23 protein-coding genes and 1 pseudogene are annotated in these 26,004 nt (G+C 64.5%); 13 read left to right on the forward strand and 11 right to left on the reverse strand.

The features are described from left to right. Positions 1-64 precede the first annotated feature (64 nt). Complete coding sequence (locus tag AB0B25_RS08405; RefSeq protein ID WP_357176394.1) at positions 65-1,972, forward strand: VWA domain-containing protein; 1,908 nt, start codon at positions 65-67, stop codon at positions 1,970-1,972. Between the two features lie 30 nt (positions 1,973-2,002). Here the strand turns inward: AB0B25_RS08405 and AB0B25_RS08410 are convergent, their stop codons facing one another. Continuing rightward, positions 2,003-2,857, reverse strand: a complete 855-nt coding sequence (locus AB0B25_RS08410) for an LLM class F420-dependent oxidoreductase (RefSeq protein ID WP_357176447.1) — start codon at positions 2,855-2,857, stop codon at positions 2,003-2,005. A 233-nt stretch (positions 2,858-3,090) separates the two neighbouring features. Here AB0B25_RS08410 and AB0B25_RS08415 point away from each other — a divergent pair, with 233 nt between their 5' ends. The 4 genes from AB0B25_RS08415 to AB0B25_RS08430 all read left to right on the forward strand — a co-directional run bounded on the left by AB0B25_RS08415 (position 3,091) and on the right by AB0B25_RS08430 (position 9,458). After that, positions 3,091-4,515, forward strand: a complete 1,425-nt coding sequence (locus AB0B25_RS08415) for a threonine/serine exporter family protein (protein WP_357176449.1) — start codon at positions 3,091-3,093, stop codon at positions 4,513-4,515. 101 nt (positions 4,516-4,616) lie between these two features. Next, on the forward strand, positions 4,617-5,273 hold the full coding sequence (locus tag AB0B25_RS08420; RefSeq protein ID WP_357176396.1) for a biliverdin-producing heme oxygenase: 657 nt from the start codon (positions 4,617-4,619) through the stop codon (positions 5,271-5,273). Positions 5,274-5,423: 150 nt separating this feature from the next. Then, the gene (locus AB0B25_RS08425) at positions 5,424-7,124 is read left to right on the forward strand and encodes a 5'-nucleotidase C-terminal domain-containing protein (protein ID WP_357176397.1); all 1,701 of its coding nucleotides are present in this window, start codon (positions 5,424-5,426) and stop codon (positions 7,122-7,124) included. 300 nt (positions 7,125-7,424) lie between these two features. Beyond that, on the forward strand, positions 7,425-9,458 hold the full coding sequence (locus AB0B25_RS08430) for an SDR family oxidoreductase (protein ID WP_357176399.1): 2,034 nt from the start codon (positions 7,425-7,427) through the stop codon (positions 9,456-9,458). A gap of 48 nt (positions 9,459-9,506) precedes the next feature. On the opposite strand, the gene AB0B25_RS08435 is transcribed toward AB0B25_RS08430, so the two are convergent. The 9 genes from AB0B25_RS08435 to AB0B25_RS08475 form a co-directional block, all read right to left on the reverse strand. After that, complete coding sequence (locus AB0B25_RS08435; protein ID WP_357176401.1) at positions 9,507-10,322, reverse strand: SDR family NAD(P)-dependent oxidoreductase; 816 nt, start codon at positions 10,320-10,322, stop codon at positions 9,507-9,509. Positions 10,323-10,373: 51 nt separating this feature from the next. After that, positions 10,374-11,729: a cytochrome P450 gene (locus AB0B25_RS08440; RefSeq protein ID WP_357176403.1), complete on the reverse strand. Its 1,356-nt coding sequence runs from the start codon at positions 11,727-11,729 to the stop codon at positions 10,374-10,376. Between the two features lie 624 nt (positions 11,730-12,353). Beyond that, positions 12,354-12,956 (reverse strand): hypothetical protein, encoded by a 603-nt coding sequence (locus AB0B25_RS08445; protein WP_357176405.1) that lies wholly within the window; start codon positions 12,954-12,956, stop codon positions 12,354-12,356. A gap of 199 nt (positions 12,957-13,155) precedes the next feature. After that, positions 13,156-14,052, reverse strand: coding sequence for a hypothetical protein (locus tag AB0B25_RS08450; protein WP_357176406.1), 897 nt, complete (start codon positions 14,050-14,052; stop codon positions 13,156-13,158). Further along, entirely contained in the window at positions 14,049-14,411 is a 363-nt protein-coding gene (locus AB0B25_RS08455) for a hypothetical protein (protein WP_357176408.1), read from the reverse strand. The genes AB0B25_RS08450 and AB0B25_RS08455 overlap by 4 nt, the downstream gene beginning before the upstream one ends. Further along, positions 14,399-14,986, reverse strand: coding sequence for a YbaB/EbfC family nucleoid-associated protein (locus tag AB0B25_RS08460; protein ID WP_357176409.1), 588 nt, complete (start codon positions 14,984-14,986; stop codon positions 14,399-14,401). The genes AB0B25_RS08455 and AB0B25_RS08460 overlap by 13 nt, the downstream gene beginning before the upstream one ends. Positions 14,987-15,540: 554 nt before the next feature. Then, a complete protein-coding gene (locus AB0B25_RS08465; protein ID WP_357176411.1) occupies positions 15,541-16,038 on the reverse strand; it encodes an RDD family protein in 498 nt (165 codons plus the stop codon). A 614-nt stretch (positions 16,039-16,652) separates the two neighbouring features. Next, on the reverse strand, positions 16,653-17,234 hold the full coding sequence (locus tag AB0B25_RS08470) for a hypothetical protein (RefSeq protein ID WP_357176413.1): 582 nt from the start codon (positions 17,232-17,234) through the stop codon (positions 16,653-16,655). A gap of 65 nt (positions 17,235-17,299) precedes the next feature. After that, positions 17,300-17,776, reverse strand: coding sequence for a hypothetical protein (locus AB0B25_RS08475; RefSeq protein WP_357176415.1), 477 nt, complete (start codon positions 17,774-17,776; stop codon positions 17,300-17,302). A 654-nt stretch (positions 17,777-18,430) separates the two neighbouring features. Between AB0B25_RS08475 and AB0B25_RS08480 the strand changes: the two genes are divergently transcribed. Further along, positions 18,431-18,619: a hypothetical protein gene (locus AB0B25_RS08480; protein WP_357176417.1), complete on the forward strand. Its 189-nt coding sequence runs from the start codon at positions 18,431-18,433 to the stop codon at positions 18,617-18,619. 158 nt (positions 18,620-18,777) lie between these two features. Here AB0B25_RS08480 and AB0B25_RS08485 read toward each other — a convergent pair whose 3' ends face one another. Beyond that, positions 18,778-19,152, reverse strand: coding sequence for a hypothetical protein (locus AB0B25_RS08485; protein WP_357176419.1), 375 nt, complete (start codon positions 19,150-19,152; stop codon positions 18,778-18,780). Between the two features lie 159 nt (positions 19,153-19,311). Here AB0B25_RS08485 and AB0B25_RS08490 point away from each other — a divergent pair, with 159 nt between their 5' ends. From AB0B25_RS08490 to AB0B25_RS08520, 7 genes and pseudogenes are all read left to right on the forward strand, one after another. After that, a complete protein-coding gene (locus AB0B25_RS08490; protein WP_357176421.1) occupies positions 19,312-19,500 on the forward strand; it encodes a hypothetical protein in 189 nt (62 codons plus the stop codon). Positions 19,501-20,392: 892 nt separating this feature from the next. After that, positions 20,393-20,896, forward strand: coding sequence for a DUF3558 domain-containing protein (locus AB0B25_RS08495; protein WP_357176451.1), 504 nt, complete (start codon positions 20,393-20,395; stop codon positions 20,894-20,896). A gap of 169 nt (positions 20,897-21,065) precedes the next feature. Beyond that, on the forward strand, positions 21,066-21,287 hold the full coding sequence (locus AB0B25_RS08500) for a hypothetical protein (protein WP_357176423.1): 222 nt from the start codon (positions 21,066-21,068) through the stop codon (positions 21,285-21,287). 12 nt (positions 21,288-21,299) lie between these two features. Further along, positions 21,300-22,427, forward strand: a complete 1,128-nt coding sequence (locus tag AB0B25_RS08505) for a hypothetical protein (RefSeq protein ID WP_357176424.1) — start codon at positions 21,300-21,302, stop codon at positions 22,425-22,427. Positions 22,428-23,921: 1,494 nt separating this feature from the next. Beyond that, positions 23,922-24,587: a YdcF family protein gene (locus AB0B25_RS08510; RefSeq protein WP_357176426.1), complete on the forward strand. Its 666-nt coding sequence runs from the start codon at positions 23,922-23,924 to the stop codon at positions 24,585-24,587. A gap of 335 nt (positions 24,588-24,922) precedes the next feature. Continuing rightward, positions 24,923-25,354, forward strand: a pseudogene (locus AB0B25_RS08515) (recombinase family protein); the annotation flags it as partial. A 94-nt stretch (positions 25,355-25,448) separates the two neighbouring features. Beyond that, positions 25,449-25,529 (forward strand): hypothetical protein, encoded by an 81-nt coding sequence (locus AB0B25_RS08520; protein WP_357176453.1) that lies wholly within the window; start codon positions 25,449-25,451, stop codon positions 25,527-25,529. The last annotated feature ends 475 nt before the right edge of the window (positions 25,530-26,004 follow it).

The following is a 26,004-nucleotide window of genomic DNA, read 5'->3' on the forward strand; positions in this document are numbered from 1 at the left end:
CGGTCACCGGGAACTGATCTGGATCGCGCCGTGCGATACCGGCAATACACCATTGACGAGGACCATGCCGAGATTCATCACACTCACCGCCATGCTCACCACCTGCCTGATCGGTGCACTGCTCGTCGCTCCCGGCGCATCGGCACAGCCGAGTACCTCCGAGCAGACCCCGCAGTATGCACCGACCATGCTGATCCTGGACGCCTCCGGATCGATGCAACGACCGGACCCGGCGGGCACCATGATGGATGCCGCCAAGACCGCGGTCCGCACGTTCGTCGACGCCGCACCCACCGAGTCGAGGGTCGGGCTGGTCACCTACGGCACGGGTACGGGCAACTCCGAGGCGGAAAAGACCGCGGGATGCCGGGACGTGCACGTGCTACACCGCCCGGACACCCTCGATCGGACGGCGCTCACCTCCGCGGTCGATCGGATCGAGGCCCGCGGCTGGACCCCGATGGCCACCGCCCTGCGCCAAGCTGCTGATGCGCTCCCGAGTTCCGGCCCGCGCTCGGTCGTGCTGGTCTCCGACGGAGACGACACCTGCGCCCCGCCGGACCCGTGTGAGGTCGCGCGAGAAGTAAAGCAGCGCGGCATCGACCTGATCATGCACGCGATCGGCTTCGCGGTGGACGCCAAGGCCCGCGCCCAGCTGACCTGCATGGCGCAGGCGACCGGAGGCACCTACACCGACGCCGCCGACGGCCGCGCACTCGAACGCATCCTGCCGCGCGTCAGCGCCGCCGCCTTGCGCAACTACCAAGCCGCGGGAACACCCGTCACCGGCACCGGCGGCTATCAGACCGCCCCTGTGGTCACACCCGGTCAGTATCTCGACACCATCGGCCAGAAGGAGAAGCGATACTGGGCGGTGGACGTGCCCGCGGGGGCGACCGCCTATTTCAGTGGCACCGTATCGTTTCCGCGTCTGCCGAACATCTCGGGGACCGAGGACCTGAATACGCTCCAACTGCGCGTCTACGGCGCGGACGGCGAGGACTGCCATGTCTTCGAATCCGAATTGAGCACCAGTTCCAGTGACGGTGTGGCACTGACCGTCGCCAAGACCTGGGACGGCGCGACCAAGGAGCGCACCGGCAGCGCGAACTCCGACAAGTGCCGCGGCGGCGGCCGCTACTATTTCGCGCTGACCTGGGACAAAGTCTCCACCGGTGTCCCCGAGCGGCTGCCCCTCGAGCTGCTGGTCGGAATCGAGCCCACCGCAACCGATCCCGGGCCTGCCGCCACTGCCCCGCCGACGGCCTTCGCCGAGCAGACCGGCTCCGGCACGGCGGTGATCGGCGGCGGTTCGTTCAATGTGGCGACGCCGCTCACCGGAAGCGGGCGGTATACCGACACTCTTCGGCCGGGCGAGTTCGTGTTCTACCGAGTCCGGCTGGATTGGGGTCAAGGCCTCGCCTACCAGGTGCGCTTCGGCGGCAACGGCGCGCGCGGTCTGGACAACGTCTCCAATATCCGCACCGCGCTCTACAGCCCGATCCGCCAGGAGATCGACTCGGACTTCGGCGCCTACACCGGCACCGATCACGTCCTGCCGTCGAACAAGCCGATGACAACGGTCCCGATCCGCTACGCCAACCGGACCGCCACCGGCCTCGACGCCCGCAAAGAGTCGGTCGCCGGCTGGTACTACCTTGCGGTGAAGCTGGGTTCCACCTTTACCGAGAAGGGCGACGCCGCACCGGTGCCCATCCAGTTGGATCTCACCGTCGGCGGTGCGCGCGAGAACGGACCGGTGTACTCCGCCGGCATCGACGACGGAGTCTTCGGCGAGAAGGCCAGCGGCGTGGGCAAAGCGAACGGTGGTCTGCACACCGCGGCGGCGCCGACCGACGATGCGACCACCCGGCCGGCGACGAAATGGCTTCTCGTCGCCGGGCTCGGCGCGGGCGCCGTCGTCGTTGTCGGCGTGATCGCGGGCCTGGTGGTGGCCCGCAGGCGAGGCTGACGTGCGAATCCCGGTGGTGCACTCAGCGCGTCACCGGGATGTCTCGATCCCCAGTTCTGCCGCCAGCTGTGCGAGGTAGGCCCGGACGTCGTCGGTCGAACTGTCCGGCAACCCGAAGAGCACCTCGGTGACACCGAAGTCGGCCCAGCGCGCCAGCTGCGCCGCGTCGTGCTGCGGCGCTAGCGCGAGAATCTCCGGCGTGTCCGCGCGATCGTATTCGCGCCACATCCGGTGCAGCAGGCCGATTTTCCCTTCCAGATCGTCCTCGGTAGGAGTCGTGATCCACCCGTCGGCGTTCTTGGCCAGCCACCTGAAGGTTTTCTCCGTGCCCGAGGCGCCGAGCAGCACCGGGATCCGCTTGCGTACCGGCTTCGGCCACGACCAGCTGGCGCCGAAGGTGACGAACTCTCCATCGAAACTGGCTTCATCCTCCGTCCACAAGGCGCGCATGGCGTCCAGGTGCTCGCGCAGTACGGTCCTGCGCTTGCCCGCGGGCACACCGTGGTGGGCGAGTTCGTCGGTGTTCCACCCGAATCCGACACCGAGGCTGACTCGACCGCCGGACAGATGGTCCAGTGAGGCGATCGTCTTGGCCAGCGTGATCGGGTGATGTTCGGCGGGCAGCGCCACAGCCGTGGCCAAGCCGATGCGACTGGTCACGGCGGCCGCCGTGCCGAGCGCCACCCAGGGGTCGAGGGTACGCAGGTACCGGTCGTCGGGCAGGCTCGCGTCACCGGTGCGCGGATGCGGTGCCGCGCGGACCACCGGGATATGGGTATGCTCGGGCACATAGAACGTGTCGAAGCCGACACTCTCCGCGGCCACCGCCGCATCCGCCGGGCTGATCCCCCGGTCGCTGGTGAACAATACGATTCCGTACCGCACGGTACCCACTCCCATCGCCGAAATTAGAACAAGTTCTACCACGAATACCGGGGCGGCCCAAGAGTCTGGGCTGCATCGACGCACCGGGCCGGACCCTGCGGATGCCGAGTGCCCGCCGGGTGACTAGGTTCGCGCCCATGGGTCCTGACACATTTTCGGGAGGCGACGTCACCGCCGAGCGGGTGGATCACCTCGGCTGGCGCCGCGGGCTGCGACTGCGGCGGGCACGGCGGATTCCGGTGGTCAGCCAGGCCGTCGGACTGCTCGTCGCGGACCGCCAGGCGACCGCGGACACCATCGTCGCCGCGCCGACACCTCTGCAGCCGATCGATCTCACCGACGACGCGCGCGTCGCCGAGGTCCTCGATCTCGCGGTCCGGGTCGGCGAAGTGGTGCTGGCCTCCGGCACCGGCGTCGTCGACACCACGACCACCGTGCGGTTCATCGCCGCCACCTACGGCCTGTCGCGCTGCAGCATCGACGTCACCTACGACGCCATCAGGATCTGGGCCGACCGCGGACCGCAACTGCCACCGGCCAGCACCATGCGGATCGTGCACTACCGCGCCCTGGATTTCACCCGGCTCGCGGCGGTGGACCGGCTGACCCGCCGGATCCGAACGAAAGTGGTCCCGCCGGACCAGGCACGCGCGGCACTCGACGCGATCACCTCGGCGCCGCACCCGTATCGGCGGTGGACCGCCACCCTCGCCTGGTCGCTCCTGGCCGCGGCGATCGCCGCGCTCCTCGGCGGCGGCGCGATCGTCGCCGCGATCAGTTTCGCCAGCACCGCGGCGATCGACCGCACCAACCGCGTGCTGAATCGTTACGGCCTACCGTTCTTCTTCCAGCATGTGGTCGGCGGCGCGATCGCGGCCGTGCCCGCTCTCGTCCTGGCTACGCTGGCCGTGCGGCTGAACATCGACGTCGACCCGACCCTGATCATCGCGGCCGGAATCACTGTGCTGCTCAGTGGATTACAACTGGTCGGCTCGGTGCAGGATGCGATCACCGGCGCCCCCATCACCGCGACCGCCCGCATGCTCGAGGTGATGATGATGACGGGCGGCATCATCGCGGGCATCGTGCTCGCGCTGCGCGTCGCCGATCTCGTCGACGCCACCGTGCCGCCGGTTTACCTCACCTCCGCCCACGACATCACCGACCTGCCGATGAAGATCGTGGCGGGCGCCGTCGCGGCCCTGGCGTTCGCGCTCGCCTGCTATGCCGAACGCCGCGCGCTCGCCGCCGCCGCGGGCAGCGGCGCCGCCGGCACCATCTGTTTCCTGCTCGCCCAGCAAGCCGGGTTCGGTCCGCTGATCTCTTCCGGCGTCGCAGCGACCTTGGTCGGCTTGGCCGGTGGCCTGATGGCACGCCGGGCACTGACTCCGCCCCTGGTCGTCGCGGTCGCGGGCATCACCCCGCTACTACCGGGACTCAAGGTGTATCGCGGCCTGTACGCCCTGCTCAACGACGAACTGCTGATCGGAGCCAATCAGCTGCTCGCGGCCTTCGGCGTCGGCTGCGCGCTGGCGGCTGGTGTCACCCTCGGCGAGTGGTTCGACCGGACCGCCCGTCGACCACGGATACTCCGGCGGTTCGGCTCGGTGCGGCGCCCGATCGTGCGGCGTCGCCGCCGGTCGGTACCCGTCCGGTGACCGTGCGCGGCAACATCCCGCGCGGCCCCCTGTCCACCCGGTACCCTCTTATCGCGTTGGTCGAGGTAGCCCACTCCGGTATGAGGTGAGGTGGTTCGGGCATGGCGGAGGCAGTACCGTTCTCGACGCAGATCCGCAGCGCCACCGAGCGGCAGCACGCGGAGGCGGAGAACTCACGGTTCATGAGTGACATGCTCGGTGGAGCGCTCGGCGTCGACTCGTATCACCGCTACACCAGCCAACTCTGGTTCATCTACCGGGCGCTGGAGGGACGCTGGGACCAGTTGGTCCGCGACCCGCTCGCCGGACCTTTCATTCGGCCCGAACTCGCCCGAACTGCTGAATTGGAGTGTGACCTCAGCCATCTACTCGGCCCCGATTGGCGCGACGGTCTCGAACCGCTGCCCGCGACCGTCGCCTACGCCGCGCGCATCGACGAGTGCGCCCGTGACTGGCCGGCCGGCTACATCGCCCATCACTACACCCGATACCTCGGTGATCTGTCCGGCGGACAGGTCATCCGCTGCACCGCGGAGAAGCTGTGGAACCTGCCACACCGCGGCGACGGTGTGCGCTTCTACGTTTTCGATGGCCTCGGCAACCCGGCGGCGTTCAAACGCCAGTACCGCGGCCTGCTCGACCGCCTACCGCTGGACGATCTGGAACGCCGCCGCGTACTCGACGAGGGACAGCGAGCGTTCGCGCTGAACACCGCGGTCTTCGATGAACTGGCCGAGGAGTTTCCCGCCGCCCAGTAGGCACCCGCAGCGCGGCGGCACGATCAAAACGCCCTCAGCGAGCCGCCCGATACAACAGCGAACCGCAACGCCGCCAGATCTCGTTCGGCGGGTGCAAGATTCGGACGACCATATCATGCGGCAATGGACGGGGCGTGAGACAGTCATGACATGAGGGCGCGCCGTCGCATCGCCAGTGTTCTCGCCGGTCTGGTCGGGGCGGCGCTGCTCGGAGGGTGCGGTATCCCTGATCCAGGCGGCGGCCCTGCCATCTCGACGACGCCGAGGGTCGCGCCGTTGGTCTCGACGAACGACCTGCCTGTGACGCGAGCCGATGAGGTGCACCTGTTCGGATTCAACGACTTGCACGGGAACTTATCGCCTCCGGGCGGATCGACCGGGCAGATCGCGGGGCACGACGCGGGCGGGGCGGCCTATCTCGCGACCCACCTCGCTCGGTTGAAGACCGCCTATCACGCGAGCGCGGTGGTGGCAGCCGGAGACAACATCGGAGCCAGTCCCCTGGTCTCCGCGCTGTTCCACGACGAGCCGACAATCACCCTGTTGAACAACATCGGGGTGGCCGCTTCCTCGGTGGGCAATCACGAATTCGATGACGGAATGCTGGAATTGACTCGCGTCCAGCAGGGCGGCTGCGCCATGGAGGGGTGCTCGCCCGGCACGCCGTTCACCGGCGCGAGGTTTCCCTATCTGGCCGCGAACGTCGTTGACGCGCAGGGCAACGCCCCGCCCAGGCTCCGCCCATGGGTGCTACTCGAGGTGGGCCAGCACAAGATCGGCATAGTGGGGACCGTCACCACCGACACGGCGAATATCGTTTTGCCCACCGGCATTCGCGGCTACCTTTTCAGCGACGAAGCCGCCGCGGTCAACCGATACGTGCCCGATCTGAAGGCGGCAGTCGCGGAGGCGATCGTCGCACTGGTGCACGATGGCGGCGCCCAGCGGCCCGAGCAGGGTACGCCGCTGGACTACAACGGGTGTGCCGACATCACTTCGAACGTCACCGAGTTGGTCGACCGGCTCGACCCCGCGGTCCGCGCGGTGATCACCGGTCACAGTCATCAACCCTACGTGTGCACGATCGGGGGCAAAGCTGTTACGCAGGCCGCCTCGTATGGACGGCTCATCACCGACATCAGCTTGCGCTTCGGCGCCGATGGCGTGCGAGCTTTCGCGGTCAATCGAGTAGTGACGCGCGAGGTGACACCGGACGCCACGACGACCGCACTGATCGATTTCTTTACGGAGCAGTCCCGCCCGCGCGCAGGCCGGGTGGTCGGCGCGAGCGCGGACGCCCTCCCGCGCGAGCCGAGACCGGCCGGCACCTCATCATTGGGCGACTTGATCGCCGATGCCATGCTGTCGACAACCGCGAGCCCGAGCGCGGCCGTCGCGAGTTTCATGAACCCTGGCGGTGTGCGCGCCGACCTGAGGGCGGGCCCGATCACCTATGGCGACCTCTTCACCGTTCAGCCGTTCGGCAACCAACTGGTCACTCTTACGTTGACCGGCACACAAATCCTTCGCCTGCTCGAGCAGCAGTGGGCGGATGCGAGCAATCCCACCCTGCTGTCCCCCGCCGGCCTCACCTATATCTATTCCCGGACGGCCCCCGCCGGCTCGAAGGTGATCGCGGACAGCGTGCGTGTCGCGGGACAGCCGCTCGACCCGTTCGCCCGCTACCGCATCACCACCAATAACTTCCTGGCCTCTGGCGGCGACGGTTTCACGGTCTTCACCGACGGCGCCGGTACCACAGTCGGTCCGATCGATCTGGACGCCTTCGAGGCGTTCCTGCGCGACAAGCCCACGTTGCACGCACCGTCCACCCGCGTAGAGCACAGGTAAACCGCCGAATGCTCACCGGTTACTGGAATTTCGACCGAAATGCCGGTAACTGGAAATACTTGTCACACACACCCTTTGACCTGCACAGACGGTGACCATCGCCACAACTCGAACGGATAACGATCGCTTGCCGGCGTTCCACAGTCTCAGTTACTCTTCAGTAACAAGTCAGGACGAAGAGGTTCCTGCTCTCGGCCCGACGGACTGTCACCGGGGCTGATTCGACGCTGTCCGCATCCACCGCCGCATGCCGGATAACTTGTGCGACAACACGATTCGAGTGAACGGCAGGAGAGTGCGATGGTTTCCTACATCGTGACGGGCGGTACCGGATTCTTGGGCCGACGGGTGGTGCAGGACCTCCTGGATCAGGATCCCGAGGCGATCGTGCACGTGCTGGTGCGCGAGACGTCGCTGGCGAAATTCACCGAGCTCACCACGAGATGGCGCGGCGGCACCCGTGTCTTCGCGCTGATCGGCGACCTCACCACCGACGGGCTGGGCCTGGCCCGCGAAGCACCGCAGGCCGACCACATCATCCATCTGGGCGCCGTCTACGACATGACGGCTGATGAGGACACCGCGCACGCCGCGAACGTCGCGGGCACCCGCTCGGTCCTGGCACTGGCCCGCGAGTTGGGCGCGGTGCTGCACCACACCTCCTCCGTCGCCGTGGCCGGCGATCACAAAGGCAAGTTCTTCGAGGAGGACTTCGACCTCGGACAGCAGCTGACCTCCCCGTATCACCGGACGAAGTTCGCCGCTGAGCAGCTCGTCCGGGAGTCGCGTGGCGTCCGCTGGCGGGTGTACCGGCCCGCGATCATCGTCGGCGATTCCCGCACCGGCGAAACGGACAAGATCGACGGCCCGTACTACTTCTTCGCCGCCATCGCCAAGCTCGGCGCGCTACCGGCCGACCTACCGATGCCGCTGCCCGATCTCGGTGCGACCAATATCGTTCCGGTCGACTACGTCTGCGCCGCCATGGTCCACCTGATCCGCCGCCCCGGCCTGGACGGAGGCACCTTTCACCTGGTCAACCCGGACCCGCAGCCGTTCAGCGAGGTGTACGCCGCACTTGCCGCGGCAGCGGGTGCACCGACCGGCACCGGCACGGTGCCCGGCAGCGGACTCGCACTCAGCGGACTCGCGCACCTGCCCGGTGTTCCTGCTGTGCGCGATTTCCTGTTGGCACAACTCGGCATTCCAGCCGAGGTCGCCCCGCACACGTCGTTCTCGGCCGAGTTCATCAGCGACTCGACCCGCGCCCAACTGCGTTGCGCGGGCATCACCGTGCCGTCGTTCGACAGTTACGCCGAGCGCCTATGGCAGTACTGGCGCAACCATCTGGATCCCCAGCGTGGCCGCGTATCGTTCGCCGGTGATCGGCTCGCGGGCCGGGTCGTCCTGATCACCGGCGCCTCTTCCGGCATCGGGCTGGCCACCGCACACGCGGTCGCCCGCCGCGGCGCCACCGTGCTGATGGTCGCCCGCGGCCACGACGACCTGGCCGCCGCCGCCGACGCGGTGCGCGCGGAAGGCGGTGTGGCACACACCTATCCATGCGACATCACCGACTCCGAGGCGGTCGAGAAACTTGTGCGATGCGTCCTCGACGACCACGGCCACGTCGACTACCTGGTGAACAACGCGGGCCGCTCGATCCGCCGCTCGGTGCTCAACTCGACCGACCGAATGCACGATTTCGAGCGCACCATGGCGGTGAACTACTTCGGCGCGGTGCGGCTCATCCTCGGGCTGCTTCCGTCGATGCGGGAACGCCGCTTCGGGCACGTGGTCAATATCTCCTCGATCGCGGTGCAAACCAAGGTGCCCCGATTCGCCGCGTACGTGGCGAGCAAGTCTGCGCTGGACAACTTCAGCGAGATCGCGGCGGTCGAGAACCGCGATGCCGGAATCACCTTCACCTCGGTACGGATGCCGCTGGTGCGCACGCCGATGATTGCGCCGACCGATTTGTACCGCGCGCTTCCGGTCCCCGACCCGGACCAGGCCGCCGCCCTCGTGATCCGCGCGCTGGAGGACCGCCCCCATCGCATCGATACCCCGGTCGGCACCTTCGCCCAAGCGGTGGAGCTGCTCATGCCGTCGGTGAAACGCCACATCATGCACCAGGGTTTCCGCCTCTTCGGGGAATCCCCTGCGGCGCAACGCAGCACGAACTCCGCGACCGTTCATGAGGCGCCCGCCAGGCCGGATGCACGGCAGATGCCCAGTCCCCTCGCTGCGCTCGCCCCGGTGATCATGCCGCTTATGGCCCTCCCCGGGCCCGCGGCGCGCATTGCGCGCGTAGTGCCGGGAATACACTGGTAGATCCGCGATGATCGGGCGATGGCCGACGGACGAACTACAGCCGAAGTGCTAGACGTGGTTCTTCATCTGGGCGGAGATGATGCGCTGATATCCGGACCCGAAAAGTCGGGGAAGCCAGTTGATCACTTTGGCGTCGGCGCCCACCAAGATGGTCGCGCGATCTTTCCGAATGCCATCGATGATGGTGGTTGCCGCTGAATTCGGGGAGGTCTTCGCCAGCCGGTCGAAGTTGGCTGCCAGGGCATCGCGGTCATGGTCCTTGCCGGCGCGTGCTTTCCAGGCGATTCCCGTCTTGACCATCCCGGGATGCACGCTGCTGACACCCACCGGATGGCCGGCGATTTTCATCTCCTGCCGGAGAGCTTCGGTGAAGCCGCGAATACCGAATTTCGTCGCGCAGTACGCGCTTTGACTGGGGCAAGCGGCGAGGCCGAACATACTCGAGATATTGGCGATATGCCCGTCACCGGAGGCGATCACGTGCGGCAGGAAGGCCTTGGTTCCGTAGATCACGCCCCAGAAATTGATATTCACAATCCATTCGAAATCCTCGATGTCCAGCTCCGCCACATTGGCAGTCATCGAGACCCCGGCATTGTTGACGACCAGATTCACCGCGCCGAAATCGGCCAGCACCTGATCGGCATGGGTGAATACGGCCGCGCGATCGGTGACGTCGACCTGATAGGCACGCGCTTTCGCGCCTTCCTTCTCGCAGAGCGCGGCGGTTTCGGCCACATTGGCGATACTTCGGCCGGACAACGCCAGCCGGGCCCCTTGGCGCGCCAGTTCCACCGCCATGGATCGGCCGATGCCCGCGCCGGCGCCGGTAATGACCACGGTCTTGCCCGCGAAATTTTTCACGTCGATACGTCCTGTGTCTCGTCGAATGCGCTCTACGCCTGGCGGGATCGGTCAGCTTCGGCGGCGGTACCGCACGGCGCACGGGTTGGCGGGCCATTTGGTGGTGCCCGCGCCGGACATCGGCTTCGGCATGCCGTGCACCAGCTCCAATTCGAATTCCGCGACCAGTCGCGCCACAATGATCTGCATTTCCAGATAGGCGAAATGCGTACCCAGGCAACGGTGCGCGCCCGCGCCGAAGCCGATGAGCGAACCCCGGGCCGACCTGCCACCGGGCTGGGAGTATCGGTCCGGCCAGTAGGTCTCGGTCGCTTCCGGATAGGTCTCCCGCAGTCGATGGCTGATGGCGGGGCTGGTGAAGACGAACGCTCCGCGCGGAATCGTATAGCCGTCGATGTCCAACTCTTCTTGCGCCTGCCGGGCGAGGATATAGGCCACCGGGTGCAGACGCTCGGTTTCGTGCAGGCAGTCATAAGTGAAGCGCATGCCTCTGACCCCACTCAGATCCACCTGGTCGGCGGCCAGCAAGTGCTCGGCCTCGGCCCGCACACGACGGAGTTCCGAGGGATGTTCGATGAGATCGGCCAAGGCCCACGACAAATGCCCGGTGGTGGTCTCGTGCCCGGCCCAGCAGAACATCAGCACGAAATTGACCAGGACATTGTCGGGCACCCGGGTGCCATCGGCATAGACGGATTCGACCAGATGCTGCAAGAAGTCCGGCGGATCGATCGGAGCGCGTCGCCGTTGCTGAATCATTTCGCCGAGCGACTGCCGTAGCCGGTCACGAGCTCGATTGCTCTTGACGGTACGCGGAACAGGCAGCCAGTCGGGGAGGAAGAAGCTCATCCCCATACTGAACTTACGGAATTCCTCGAAGAAGTCGCCGGCCACCAGATCGTCGGCGATCGCCGGCCCCAAAAAGGCGTGGGCCGCGATGCGCATGACCAGGACGCCGAACTCTTCGGTCAGATTGAATTCGCCTCGGTCGCCCAGTGATTCGACGAAGCGAGCGGCTTCCTGGTCCATGACCTGAATGTAGTCGGCGATCTGCCCTCCCTGAAATCGAGGAAGGACCACGTCACGCTGCTTCTTCCATTGTTCGACGCTGCCCATGAAATAGAATTCGGAGCCGAACATTCGGGTGAAGAAGGGGTAGGCATCCGCGATCGAAAGGCGCTTGTCGGTTTCTTTGAAGAAGAACTCACTATTGCGCTTGCCGAGTAACACGACGACATCGGCACCCGGCACAGCGAGCTGAAAGATATTGCCATGTTGGCGCTGACCGCGCCAGAGCACGCGCTCGGGCGCCAAGAGGAATTCGGGAAGATGACCGACGAGCGGCTGTTTTCCAGAGACTAGGGGCGGGCGCCCGGGGGCAATTTTCGTTCGCTGGAGCGTGGTCATAGCGTGTGCACGGTCCCTTTCTCACCTACCGACACCAACCATCGGCCAACCGACCAGTAGGTTCGACCGAGGATCTTAGCCGGGATCGGCGATTCCGCCACCGGGAACGATCGCGGTCGTGGCCACCAGGGCCGGTGGCCACATCGTCATGTCGGACGCCGAGATAGGTCGCGGAAACCGCCGTCGCCGGTGATGGCGGGACGGTCGAGATCCTCGGCGACCCTTACCGCTGCTCTCCCGACCGTGGGTCGCGCTCGCGCCGCCGTGTCGGATGTGCCGTGCCCCAAGCGCCCTCCGTAGTCCCGCCGTAGCTGGTCTCTCCTGCGTTCCCGGTCAACGCCTGCATGTCCCGCGCAGGTGAATCGGCGCTCCGGCAACGCAGCGATAGGTGCGCACTGGTTGATCTGCGGGTCGGCTAGCTCATCGCCGTCGCCGACGGTATGTCCTGAGTGCACGTCAATCCAGCATCCGCTGCCGCGACGTCATCGAAGAAGGACCACTGGTGCCGCTTCCACGCGTGTCACCGCCTGAATACCGCGCACCACAGGCTGTCGCGCACGGGCGGCGGCAGGCATGTCGACGCGTCCAACCCGCCTGGCCGAATGCCGCTTCGACAATGGCGGCTCAGTCGAGGATGTTCATCACCACCCCGAACACCATCAGAGCGATCAACGCGCCGAAGACCACCCAGCTGAAGCGGATCCAGTTCAGTCCCGGCCACCTCGGGGGGTGCGGGGCGATCGCGCCTGGCAGGAGATGGAACCCTGGAGAGCGATAGTGGACTTGTGTTTGATATCCGGGTTCGACTGGGACGACCGTCTCGGCTGGTCCCATATCGGAATACCACGACTTGAAGAAGATTCGGAAGAACCAGTGCGGTCGCCGCGTCAATACTTCGACACGGTAGAGCCCGGGAATGACGGGTACGTGTGTGACGCCCCAGGATGTGTTCGGTACTTCATTGCCGTTCACGTAAATTCGCGGCCCGGCCGCCGCGTAGGCGGGCGCTAGGACCCACCACCGGAAGTAGGAGGCGTAGACCATAATTCCGGTTCGACCTGGCTCAGGCCGATAAGCGTCTACCGGGTATCGCTCGGCGTCCTGCGCGAACCGAAGTCTCGGCATCCCGACGGTGCGCAGTGGCGGTGGCACGTAATGAGCCGTGCCGCGATAGACGTAGACCTCGGGCGCACCGGGCGGCTGTGGTTGAAATGTGTTGTTCCGCATCGGTCCGCCGTATTCGTGCGGCTGTGGCGGACCACCGACGCTCGCGTGCCCAGCCGGTGGCGGCGACGCGCATGACCGGTTCTCGGGGGCGCCGACATGTGCGTTCGGCCGTTGCTCATTGCTCACGATGTGCAGTCACTCCTCAGTAGGCGCCGGCGATTCGCAAGAAATTGCCCGTGCGAACCGCTCAACGCAGATGTCACGCTTGCGCGGGCTGGTTCTGCTTACCCAGGACGGCGTAGATGACAGCGGTAACAGCCTGGGCGAGCGCATGCACATCCTTGAAAGCTCCAGCCATCTCGACCAGCAACGCAGAGATTTTCATACTGTCGCGCCCGAATCTGAGCAGCACCGCACTGACGACATGGGGGGCCGCGGTGCACGCGGTCAAGGCGAGCTCGATGGTGTACCCGATCAGCGCCCCTACCAAACTGGTCAGGATGTCCTGCACCAGTTTTCGGAACGCCTTGACGATCTTCGACACGATTTCCATGGTCTCGCCGAGACTTGCCGCTACCCCACCTGCCCCAGCGATCTGATCGATCAGATCGCCGGCACGGCTTCGGTAGGCGTCGCCAGCTTTACCGGTCCACGTCGCGATATCGGCCTCGACCCCCGACTGCCACGTCACGCTCATGCCGGTCAGCTCTTGGGCGATCCTGCCCCAGGTTTCGGAGTACGCCTGCACCATCTTGTCGTTTCCAGCGAACGCGTCCAGAACTTTCCGGTACGGCTCGGCGTGCGTGAGCATCCATCCGGCGATCAGGTCGCCCGCGAACCCGAATGGATCGTAGCAAGCGTCGGATGCGGTCGCGCCTACCTCGATGCCACCCATGATCGACTCGAATGTTTTGGCGTTCCGCAGATTCGCGTACGCCTCCCAGGCGTCACCCGCAATGGTGCCGGACAAGAATCCGGGGAGACCGGTCTCCTCATCCCGTTTCAGACCGATGTCATGCAGCCAGAAGACGGTCTCCTGGAAGTACTCGTCCCGGTAGTCGGTCCCGTCGGCGATCAGCGGGTTGCCCTCGGGCTTCTTCCGATCGTCGAAGCCGGGAGTGTTCTCGTTGATCCAGTTACCGATCTGCGTGCTCACTTGGAACCTCCGGACGCGTCGGCGATCCTCCCGTGCAGTTCGGTCAGCGAGGCGCCGAAGGCGCCGTCCTTGTCGTCGAATGTCGTCGCGACGGTGATGAGTTTGTCCGGCAACGCCGCTACGTCCTCGGCGAGTTTGCGGATCACATCGATGGTGTTTCGGTGATCGTCGTCCAGCACCATCTTCACCCAGGGCCGCGGGATCGCTCCGAAACCATCGTCTGCGGCGCCGAGGTAGCTGGCGGCTTCGAGCGACAGCGTCAAGCTGTGCATGAGTTTCTGCAGGTTCGTCGCGTGATTGCGGACTTCTTCGGGATCGACCGAGATCGCGTCAGGATTGCCCATGGTCAGATCAGCCAAGACTTCCGGTTGTAGTACTCGTCGTCCGCGTCCGGTTCATCCGGGACGACGATCTGGTCGCGGTCAGGTTTGCGATCGCGCGGCCGCGACGGGCTCGATTCCGAAGCTGTCGGCGGCTGCGCCGGGGAGGATGCGGGCGGTGCCGATGGTGGGGTGTTGCCCGACGACGGCGATGCGGAGTACTCGGACGGTGCGACCGGGTCCGACTCTGGATCGGGAAACCGCTGGGCAAACTGATCGATGATCGCGGCACCCGCCTCGTCCGCGCCGACGGTGCGCTGCACGAGTTCGGTGACCTGCGTACGCAATGTCGATTGTGCCTGTCGCATACAGGACATGATCTCGGCGGACAGCACCGCCGGATCCTGCCCGCGCGACCTCGCTGACAGGTTGATCGCAGTCGGAACACCATTGCTGTCCACGGTGACACTCACACGACCGCCCCCACTGGACTCGGTGATCGTGAGCGCCGTCATCCGCTCCTGCAACTGCTGAAACCGCCCGGCCCGGCGCTCGAAATCTTCTGCCAGCTGCGCAAAGCTCTCCGCAGCACGGCTCGGATCTAATTCGGCCACAACACCTCCCATTTCGCGACTGCCCACAATCGACCACCCGCCGAAGAGCCTGACACTGCGCCGATCACACAGCGACCGCCTTCGCCGTCGTTCTTTCATCTGTTCTGACGCAGTGCGGGGCTGATCGGTTCCCTCCGAATTCTGCGACAGCCTCAGGTACCACTCGCCCGGTCGAACGGAGTTCGGCACGCGCCGTTCCACGAAGCTCAGAGCTACCGGGACCGCTCGCGCAGCCGAGTTCGACGCAGCATATACGTTGTCGCACAGTGCCTTCAGATGTCTCGCTGCGCTGCTGGATGGCAATCGCGACACGTGTGACCACGACCCGGTCGGTTGGTCGGATCGCGACCGCCCGAACCGAAGCCGTATCCCAGATCGCCGACCTCGGACCGCACCTCCGGCGAATCCATCGAGCCCTGGAAGCGTTACCCACCGGGCCGCATCTGCCCGACCCGGTGCAGGTTGCGCTGGGACAAGAATGGCCATAAACCCTCCGGGGTGTTCTACGGCCTTCGTCCGGAAGTCACCGGTGCCCTGCTGGCTGTGCGATGAGATCACGCCTTCGTACTGCGGGGCAGGAAGTAGTCGCTCAGGCGGTCCGGACTCGGCCCGTCGCCTCCGAGCAGCGCCAGGGGCAGAATCAGAGCGAAATACAAGTCCATGAACCACACTCTGGTCAGTCGGCCGTACGACGGGAAAGTGCCGTCGTCAGGGCGCATCACGCATAGACCGAAGAGAGCCTTCCCGGCGGTGGTATGCCATGCTCCTTGGACGAGGACTCGATCAGCGAAAGAACTTGCCAGCCACGCTCCGACGGCGATGCCGCCGAAAGCCGGCATATTGCCCTTGCCCAGAACGAGGATCGCCGCGGCTATTCCGAAATGCAATGCCCAGTCGATCGCGAAGGCGAGTGCTCGGCGCAGCCTGCGAGGCGACGGATACCTCGGGTCACCCTCGCGGCCGTGGCGATCTGCATCCGCCGCCGCGGCCGCGGGCCGCATCAGCACGTGACCGCGCCCGTCTCGCGTCGAGTCGAAACTCCCTGCCGGCACCGATCTGCGAGCATCAGTCGAAGAAGGAGCATTGAATGCGTATTGCGTGGGTTTTCGCCGACGTGATACGTATGCGAATCCGAGGTCGGCTCCGCCCCGCCTGGAGATCACTCCACATTCGAGGGGATCACCCGCGAACCAGATTTCCCGAGTGCTGTGGTCGACGAGCTTTCCGATATCCTTCGTCCATGTGCTGAGAAGTAGCGTCGAACCGATCTCACCCTGCTGCCCGAGAAGAGTCACCCATTCGTACCTACCCGCTCTGATATAGGTGATGCGCCGGAGAGTCCACGGATGACGGCGTAAGACCCTCCTGCGTCGGTGATTCATCCAGACAACGACAATCCCGAAAATTGTGCCCAATATGGATACGACACCCGATACTTGGGCGGCGAGCGAGCCGAGCTTGCGCAAGCCATGCGTACCAGGCTTGTCGTAAAGGTTCAGCAGCGCAACGGTCACCGGCATACAAATCAAGCCGACCAGCAGAACAGCCCAGCTGTAGGCGGTATTTTTCCGCAGCTCAGCCCTGGTAGCCGGCCAATCCGAAGCACGCGTCGAGGTACATGCAGCGGATTCGGCCTGCTCGCTCAAGCCACTGCCGACATCAGCTGTCATAGATCCAGACTCCCCGATCCGGAATCCGACGCTCTGAATTCGAGTGATGCGGCCATCGCCAATACCATCGAGCGATACTCGGGACCGTGCGACACCGAGGCCGTCGAGAGTTCGACCGCGGCGATACTCGTACCGTCCTCCGACGGCAGCAGCACCTCGATCTGAAAGGGCGAGACGTTATCGCCTTCTGCCCGCGCAGCTGGGATATCCGGTGCGGGATAGGTTCGTATACTCTCGGAGAGCAGCGCGGGACGCCCGGCGATATCAATAGGCTCCACAACCCACGGAATTTCCTCCGATAATCTCGACTGCGCGAGTTCACGAACGACCAGGCGCGGATTCTGTGCTGCGCCATAATTCAATGACGAAATCGTGAGCCATGAGGTTGCGGGTTGGCCGTCGATGGAAACATGTCTGCCGATCCCGCAATATACAGCGTTCTTTGTCGCCAACGTTTCGAGCAGGTACTTCAGTGTCCCGATCAACTGCGGTACACATTCCTTCAGATCGTCGGCGACTACTGCCCTGATTGCCGATTCCGACACTGTCATTATGCCGTCGATATCGGACAGCGGCATGTCATGATATCCCGCTGGTATGTCAGCCGCGATCATGCGCCTGGGGCCGGGACTCGTCGAATTCATCATGAAATCAGTCCCTCGATACCTGAACCGACAAGTCCCGTTATGGACGTTTGTGCCCTTTTGAACACAGTCAGCGCGACAGCGGGATCGGGAATGCCGTGCGCTCCTTCCACCCCGGTGAGCTGCAGCAACCGGTGCGTCCCCGACGTCAGTCCCGTGTTGTTCAGGACGTCTGTCACGTTGCCGATGTTGTGTTCTGTCACGAACTTATCGACGATTCCGGGGTTGTGCGCCGCTTCGGTCCATGCGCGCGCCATGCCCTCGAGTCTGCCCACGTCGCCCACAGCATCACCGAGTGCTGCCACTTTCCCGACCTTGCCCAGTGCTCCCGCACCGGGGATCAAACCCAACGCGTCGCCGGACATCGTCATCCCAGCACTTAATTTCTCCGGCAAGCTGCCATGCAGGAGATCGTTCCTCATCTCCGCATCGGTCAGGTCGAGCGCGAGCGCCCCAGCCCCCGCGACGAGCGCCACCCCTAACGCTATTGCGTCGATCGGTGGCGGAGTGACCGCCGCCAGCAACCCGGCGATAGCGGCCGTGTTGGCGAGGATGTCATGGATCCCCTTGCGATGCTCGTCGATCCGTCCCTGAACGGCTGGGCAGATCGGTCCACGCCGACCTCGCTGAGCAATACCTACTCGGACCCGTCATCGGCCACGGTTCCGGCCGCTGGACGCTCCTCACCAGACCCGATCACAACACACTCGCCAGCGACGGCGACATCTTCATCGCGCTACTGCGGGCAGCCGCAACGATCGTCCCGGACGGCGGCGAGATCGTGCTGCCCTCCCCCGGCGACGAGAACACCGGATATCGACGATGGGTCGTCCCACCACGCGATACGTTCCGTCCGTACGTCAGCACCGTTGTGCAATCGATCATCACCTGCGCCGGAGCGCCGGAACCCGCCGGAACTCGTCGGCGTATCGGTGGGCCAGGCACGGAGCAACGGCTTGCCGCTGACCGGCGGGAGGATGATCCGGACATGTGAACGTCGGGAAGGACGCACCCTCCCGACACCGAAGCGACAAGTTTTCGGCGCCGTGGGATGTCCTATGGCGGCAGTGAAGGTGAGCGCTTCGGCTGGTTGCTCGATCTAGTGACGTTCGGTGGCGGGAGTTGTTGGCGTGGCCGGGTTTTCGGGCAGCGGCTGCCGCTCGGCCGTGGAAATCCGGCCCCCTGCGACTCCCGCCGAACGCACCCCACCGAACCCGATGACGCTCGGCTCGCACACGAGGGTGCGCGGCCGGGCGGTGATGGCCGTCACCGATCTAGAGCGGGCAAGGGACTTGCCGGCCGACATGATGCCCGGCTGACCGAGTCGTACTACGTGAGGAGGCCGCCCGAAATCTCTGATCCAGGGGGCTTGACAACGTCTCCAGCTACCCTGCTAGAAAGATGCCTGTGAGCAGAGTGATGAGACGTCGTAACTAGGATGGTTGACGACGTTACCGGTAATCCCCTGCTACGCGCATTAGGTGAGGCAGCTCACCGCGTGGTCAATGCCGCGATAGAGGGAGCGCGCACAGTTGCCACACATTATCAGCGACACTCCCGCACACTCGACCTGGGCGTCGTCCGCCACGTAGTCGACACCGATCGGGACTCTGCTGGAGCGTTCGATGTGCACAACAGGGCTGGGCCCGACATCAACGATGAGCCCCGCTATGGAGATCTGGGCGCCAAGGGCTTGTACCCGCCGGGCGAAAACACCTTGGATCGACCGCTGCTGACAACCGAGATGCACCGCCGATACCTCGGTGAGGAGCGCCCAGGACGACTCCTGCCCCGACTCCTGCCGGGCATACGGTACTACGACGAAGAACAACGGAAGCAGTTCCTTGTCCACATTCGCGAAGGTCGGCTGTACAACGCGAAGGGCGAACTCCTCGACACACGAAGACCAGGCCGTAACCGCTTGGACAGGCGACGTAGAGCGATCTGGGTTATGGATCATGAAGGGAACCTGCTGGTCACGTTACCCGGAACGGACATTCATCATTCGAGCTTGACCGCCGGAGGAGCGGTCGCCGGCGCCGGGAGCCTCAAGGCCACCATGGGCAGACTCGACCTGCTCACCGATGTCAGCGGACATTATCGCCCCGATCGCAAATACACCCAACAGGTGGTGGACCGACTCCGAACCCGCGGCCTGCCCCTTGATCCGGATCAGATAAAGCTGACGTCACGGAAATGACGGCCGACAGACGCTCGAGCGATGCCGGCACGACAGCGACCGCCGGTCATGACGTTGGGTGACGCCCAGCCGGTTCTGCGAAATCCGAAATCCGTCGCGGCAAGACCCGGCGACCATCCCAGACGAGGACGAAGCCGATCTCGTTGCTACCCTCTCGAGCCATCCCACACGGTATCGGCACAAGTCGCGGCAGTCCGCCACATGGAAACGGGCAGCACACCGACTTCTACTTACCAACCGAGCAATCCGACGATCGGGCTCGACCATCGCGACCCAGATCGCTGAGCGCCGGCAGGGACGGGTGCGCTTGTGGGCGAAGCGAGTTCGGCGCAGGTTTCGCACCAGGCGTGAGAGCGGCAGCAGGAACCGTTGTCGAACAGCAATCGTCGCCGCACCGGAACTCCCGCCGTAGCTGGACCAGACCCGCGCCATCCCAGCGCTCTCGCCTCCTGAGCGCTGCATTGCTGAACATAGTGTTATGGCTGTTGCTCTGTGCCTAACGACCACCATTTGACTGTGCACGGACGGAAACGCGACGCTGGAGGTCGCGATCTGGGTGGTCTGGCCTGGCCTTTGGGCATCGCTCCTAAGGAGAGTTTTGTAATCGCGGCAGTGTCGCACGGATATCTGAGAGCCACGAATGCCTCGTTCCGCCTGCGATTCCCGCGAGTCGTCACGCCTGACCTGTTATGTCCTGGTGCGCGAAGAGGGCGTTCCACAAGCCGGTCGCGGGGCAGACTGTGGAAGTACCCGGTGCACGACCAGGACCGAATCCGGTGGAACCGACCCGCGCCTCAGTGCGTCATAGACTCAGGGACTATTTGACGGCCCAGATCGGGAGGCATCGGTGGGACGACGGACGACGGCTACGGTTGCGGCGCTCGCTGGGGTGGTGCTCGTTGCCGCTGGATGCGGAACGGAGACGCGAGGGATGACTGCTCCGAGCACGACAGCTGACATCTCAGCGCCTACGGCTGCACTCTGGGATCCGTGCACGCAAGTTTCGGATCAGCAACTGCAACAGATCGGCGTGGTCTCATCTACGAAGAAATCAGGCGTTGCCGGTGTCGAAGAGCCGGGGTGGAAGGTCTGTTCTTGGCACGATAAGCCGTCTCAATGGGATTATTCTCTCGGGGTGTGGTCCACAAACCATTCCGCTGACGAGATAAAGAACAAACCCCAAAATATCGATGTCATTGAGATTAATGTCAGTGGGCGGCACGGATTTCGTTTTCGAAAATCCTCCGATACGGATGCCGAAGACTGTGATCTAGTCTTCTCCGCCATCCAGGGTGCACTGCAAGTAACTGTATTCAACGCTTCACCGAAGAGCATTCCTCCATGCGACCGAGCTATGAACGCTGCAGAAGTGCTGGTTTCAGCATTTCCGCGCTGACCGGAAAGGCTTCGCTATGTCGATAGGTGAAGAGGTGTCACGATGACGGTATCTCGCCGACGAGGCCCAGGCCGGCCGTCTCTGTCTAGACCGGTCAGTCGCAATAGGTTGCCGCGATGCTTGCAATCGTCAGATCGATCTCTACGTCACCCTGCGCGAAGATCTGAAGATGGCGGCGCGAGTAGGGGGCTTCGGCAAGTTCGACTGCGCGGACGAGCTGGCGAAGATGTTAGGCGCCAAGGCAATCGGTGGCGACGGTGACGTCGACTCAGCACTGAAAGAGCACATCGAGATACTGACCCTCATGCGCGACACGATCCAAACCTCAGTGGACCGGATCAGCGCCCAAGACGAGGTCAATGCACAAAACACGAGCAATCTGTCGAACTGATCGGGGAATACCGTGGGCCTACCATTGTTGATCGCGGTCGGCGCCGCACTGTACGAACAGTCGAAGTCCGGCCCACCCGACAGCGGCTCGCGCGACGAAAGCCCGGACGCGTCCATCGCACGGAACCGCATCGGTGAAATCATGCGCGGTGGAACCGAATTGCAGACCCAGTCCCCGAAGGTTCCGGAGAACGCGTACAAGAATCCGGAAGATATCGATGACCTCTATCAGCGAGTGCAGGCGATGTCGGTCAACGATGTTGTCGCACTACATCAGCGGTGGGAGTCCATTCGCAACCGGCTGGAGCAGGGCTTTCGGGGTTTCACGCCGGAAATCACCCAGGCCATGGCGGGGAAATGGGAAGGGGCGGCGGCGAAGGCCGCCGCGGAGGGGATCAAGGAGTACGTCGACAAGTCGAGCGGGCTGATCGCCTCGGTGCAAATCGTCGCGGAGAAGGTGAAGATCATCCGTTCGGGCATCGAGGTCACCAGGCCCGCCGTGTACGAGGCGCCGGCACACACGTGGACCAGCGGCGCCGCGGGTTGGTTACCCGGCCCGACATGGAAGTTGAACCAGCACCGCGATGATGCCGCGCGCGATGCCACCGTGAACGTCGTCAAGAATGTCTTCTATCCCGCGGTCAGGGAAGCCGACTCCGGCGTTCCACTGGTACCCAGACCATATAACCCCGTACACAATCCCAACGACCAGATGCCCGTCCCGGATCGCGGCAGGCAACCACAGCCGACCAGCACAACTCCCGGCGACAGACCCGCCGCGATGGCCTCGGCACAGCCGTCGAATTCCGAGCAGAACCCGCAGAATGCCAGTCCGGATTCCACGAATCCGGCTGCTGCGCAGACCGATCAGACAGCGACGACGCCCACCGGCACGAACACGGCGACCCAACCGGCGAGCACCACCGCCAACACTGATCCGTCACCGACCCGCGGCGGCACACCGACCCCCGGTACTTCCGGCACGCCGAACCTCGGCGCACCCGGCCTCGGAACCCCAGCGCCTGGCCGCAGCATCAGTGGCAACCCTGGCCTCCCATCGGCGCGCCCGCCACGACCACGCGTCCGAGCGCGGGCCGTCCTGGTTTGTAACACAACAACTCTCAGCAAACAAACCACCTGATGCGCACTGCACCAGCAGCTTCCGTCAGGATCGGATCCCCGGACCTGAGCATGGTCGTGTACCAGCCTGTGCGGGCCGGCCGGGCGTAGCCACCGCACCGATCTTCGGTCGCGCACTGAGCAGCGGCGCCGAGTTATCGCACTGTCGCACACCTGTTGTCGTCGCATCGGAATTTTCCAGCAGCGAGGCGCCGGGGGTGCGGCGTCCCGCAGATACAGTGATGAGCGGTTCCCCTGCTCTGAAAGGACGAGTCGCATGCTCTGTCGGTAGATTCTCGGTATGCACCCGCTGCTCGCGCGACTAGACCAATGGCTCGTAGCGAATCGACTGACGTGGGTCGAACAGAGCCCCGAGATTTCGAGGATCCGTGGTGGGGCACCGATTGGGTCCCGTTCCTGGAACATATTCGATGACCACCTGTGCATCGATCTACAGGGCGCCTTCGGCGGCAAACCTGCACAGCTCGTCGAGTTCCGCTGCAAGACAAGTCCGGGAATATCCCTACCCCTGCCTGGAAGCATGGCTCGAAACGCTTGTTACAGTACTCGACGAAACAGGGATGTTCGAAGAAAGCGGAGAGGACCGACTCGACTGCTGGGAACCCGTCGACTGTCAAGTCGTATGAGGCGTTTGTCGCCGGACGCAACCCCCGGATACCCCATCCGAAGCATACCTTACCCGATCACCCGACGATATCCGGGATGAGTCCTCTTCCGATTTCTTCTGGGAGACAACGAGCGCCGCGCCCTGTCGGCGCTGTTCTGATCCAACATCAACCCCTACGGACGGTTCCTGCTGGACATGAACCGTCGCCTCGACCTGGCCAGGCAAGCCGTATAGTGGGGCACCGTAGTACTCAGGAAATTTCGGGCGGATATGTGGCTGAGTAGGTGCCTCAGGGAGGTGCGTGCGCGCGACCGGATCCGCCGGTCTTGTGACGCAGGGCGACGCCAACGAGCTGATCGGCTTGCGGGACAAAAACATAGCAGCGTCCACGCCCGTCCGGCGAGCAACGACCTCGGCCAGATCCTGCGCTCGCTTCAGGCTGCGACACCGGTGCCGAACTGCGCGGCTGGGCGTCGCCTTGGCGGTCGATGCTCAAAAACCCCGTCCGCAAATCCGTTCTTGCCCAGGTATTTCTGGGTCTTCGTCTCGTTTAGCATCGAGCGTCGGTTGTGCTCGTGATGGCTACGAAAGGAAAGGGTGACCGAGCCGTTCGGGCCAGGTGTCGGTGAGGCAGCGGCTGCCGCTGCGCGAGAGGTCGCCGAGCGGACGGCGCGAGCGCTGACTGCCGGTGCATCCGGCATCAGCAGAGGCTGGCATGACCTGGCGAGTGGGACCCGGGAGTCTGCCGGGTTTTTGGTCCACGTCGACCACAGGAACACGATACCTATCAATTCAGCCGGTCGCGCTCTGATCCGCGACGATCAGGTCGTCGGGGGACGCGCCGAAGCCGCGTACACAACATGGTTGCGGGAACTGCGGGATCGGGGTGTGGACACCGATCGAGCGATGTCGGATCTGGGAACCGTGTGGGATTATCTGCGTCACGACCCCAAGTGGGCGTTCGATCCGGAACGAAACTACGGGGGCATCATCTTCTTCGGTAGCCGTGACATCGGCGGGTCGTCGGTGATCGCGAACCGGGTCCGCGACCGTGGCCTTGGTGACGTGCCCGTAGTGTTCTCCGGATACCGGGGCGAGGCAGCCAAGTTCCGGCTGGCCGCAGAGAAGCTGAACCTCAATCCGAGACAGATCATCGAGGAACCCTTCGCCCAGAACACCGGCCAAAACGCGGTCTACTCGGTCCAGATGCTCAAGCAGCACGGCCGCGACGTCAGTTCCGTAATCGGAGTGTGCACTCCCTTCCACACACGCCGCGTGTGGGGCACGCTCATCAAACAGTGCCCGGACGTCGAACACGTCTCCATACCCGCCGCCGACGTCTCACTCGAGAACTACATGAAATACGGGAACCGCGCCGACACGACAGCCGCGCCGCACCCGAAATCGATCGTCGCCATCACTATGGGCGAGATCAAACGCCTGGACGAGTACCCCCGCGAAGGCCACATCATCCAAGAAGACATCCCAGCCGACGTGCGCAACGCCTACGACCGACTGAGCGAGACGTTCCGCCCCGCCGACCGCAGGTTCTGACGCGGTTCAGATCATCGATCACCCCGGCCTGCATCCTTGGAAAGCCGCCGATCGGCCCTCGTCCTTCTGCAGGCACGAAGAGTTACGCGCTGACGACGTGGATACACCCGAGTCGTCGATCTTCACCACACCCCAAACCAGGCCAGTACACACGATCTCGAACATCGGTACACACGACTTCGAATATCGACAGCTGGAGTGGTCGTCCCGATATCGGTTGAATCCGGGACGACCGTCGCGCTGTCGCGAAGGCCCACGACAGGCCGTCCCGGAATACGTCCCGCAACCGGGTGTCCGCCTTTGAGTTCCGGCACAGTTTGCGGGACGATCCGGGGATGGCGCGCACCAACACCGTCCGGATCGGCTACGCCAGGGTGTCCGGACGATCACAGGATCACCAGCTCCAACTCGACGCACTGGACGCGGCCGACTGCCGCGAGGTCATCGTGGAGACCGCCAGCACCCGCGGCGACCGGCCCAAGTTGCGCACGACACTGGCCATGCTCGAGCCCGGCGACACACTCGTGATCTACAAGCCGGACCGGGTCGCGCGCTCGATGAAGGAACTCCTCGTCCTGCTCGAGGACCAACTGCACGCCCGCGAGGTCAACCTGCACATCCTCACCGGTATCTGCGCCGGCCTGCACAAACCCAACGGCCAGACCATGGCCGAGAAGATGCTGTTCATGGTCGCGGCCATGGCCGCCGAGATGGAACGCGAACTGATCCGCGAGCGCACCCTCGACGGCCTGGCCGCAGCCCAGGCCCAAGGCCGCAAAGGCGGACGCCCCTCAGCAGTGGACCCCGACACCCTCGCCATCGCCGTGGGCCGCCGCAAAACGCGGCGAGTCGGTCACCGCCATCGCCAAACACCTCGAGATCGGCCGCTCCACCCTCTACCGCGCCCTCGAGCCCCACCTCCCTGACACGCCAACCATATAACTGACATTTGGCTAACTGGCCAGGCGCTACAACAAGCCCCGCAGGCTTCCCCTGTATCCCGGCTGGTCCCGTTCGACTTCGGCACTGCGCATCCCCCCAATTCGCCACCGCGAATGACACTGTCGATCAACGCCACCGCCGAACACCGACACATCTGCAACCCCGAACCAACCAAAGCGCCGGATCTACTTTGCGGCTTATGACAGCTTCAGGATTCCTGGGCCTTCTCGGCCAGCCAGCCGAGCGCGTCCGCCCTTGCCCGCATCGCCGTCGGCGCCAGACCAGGTCGAGGCCTTCAACCAGATCGCAAAGCGGATGATCCGGCATGATCCCCGTGCTATCGAGGACCTGTTCGAGTTGATCACCACCCCTCTTCGGGGGGGACTGTCAAATTAACGGTGTAATCGGTTGATTTGTGGTTACTTTCGTCCGGCGGACAGGCGGCCGTCGAAGGTGATCTCGAAGGCGTTCAGGG

This window comes from Nocardia sp. NPDC049190, assembly GCF_040648115.1.
Classification (GTDB): Bacteria; Actinomycetota; Actinomycetes; order Mycobacteriales; family Mycobacteriaceae; genus Nocardia.

Bases quoted from the DNA above. Each gene is read 5' to 3' on its own strand.
- AB0B25_RS08405 (WP_357176394.1), top strand. From the start codon at position 65: ATGCCGAGATTCATCACACTCACCGCCATGCTCACCACCTGCCTGATC.
- AB0B25_RS08420 (WP_357176396.1), top strand. From the start codon at position 4,617: ATGGCGGAGGCAGTACCGTTCTCGACGCAGATCCGCAGCGCCACCGAG.
- AB0B25_RS08425 (WP_357176397.1), top strand. From the start codon at position 5,424: ATGAGGGCGCGCCGTCGCATCGCCAGTGTTCTCGCCGGTCTGGTCGGG.
- AB0B25_RS08430 (WP_357176399.1), top strand. From the start codon at position 7,425: ATGGTTTCCTACATCGTGACGGGCGGTACCGGATTCTTGGGCCGACGG.
- AB0B25_RS08440 (WP_357176403.1), bottom strand. From the start codon at position 11,729: ATGACCACGCTCCAGCGAACGAAAATTGCCCCCGGGCGCCCGCCCCTA.
- AB0B25_RS08445 (WP_357176405.1), bottom strand. From the start codon at position 12,956: ATGCGGAACAACACATTTCAACCACAGCCGCCCGGTGCGCCCGAGGTC.
- AB0B25_RS08470 (WP_357176413.1), bottom strand. From the start codon at position 17,234: ATGCCGCTGTCCGATATCGACGGCATAATGACAGTGTCGGAATCGGCA.
- AB0B25_RS08500 (WP_357176423.1), top strand. From the start codon at position 21,066: ATGGCGGCGCGAGTAGGGGGCTTCGGCAAGTTCGACTGCGCGGACGAG.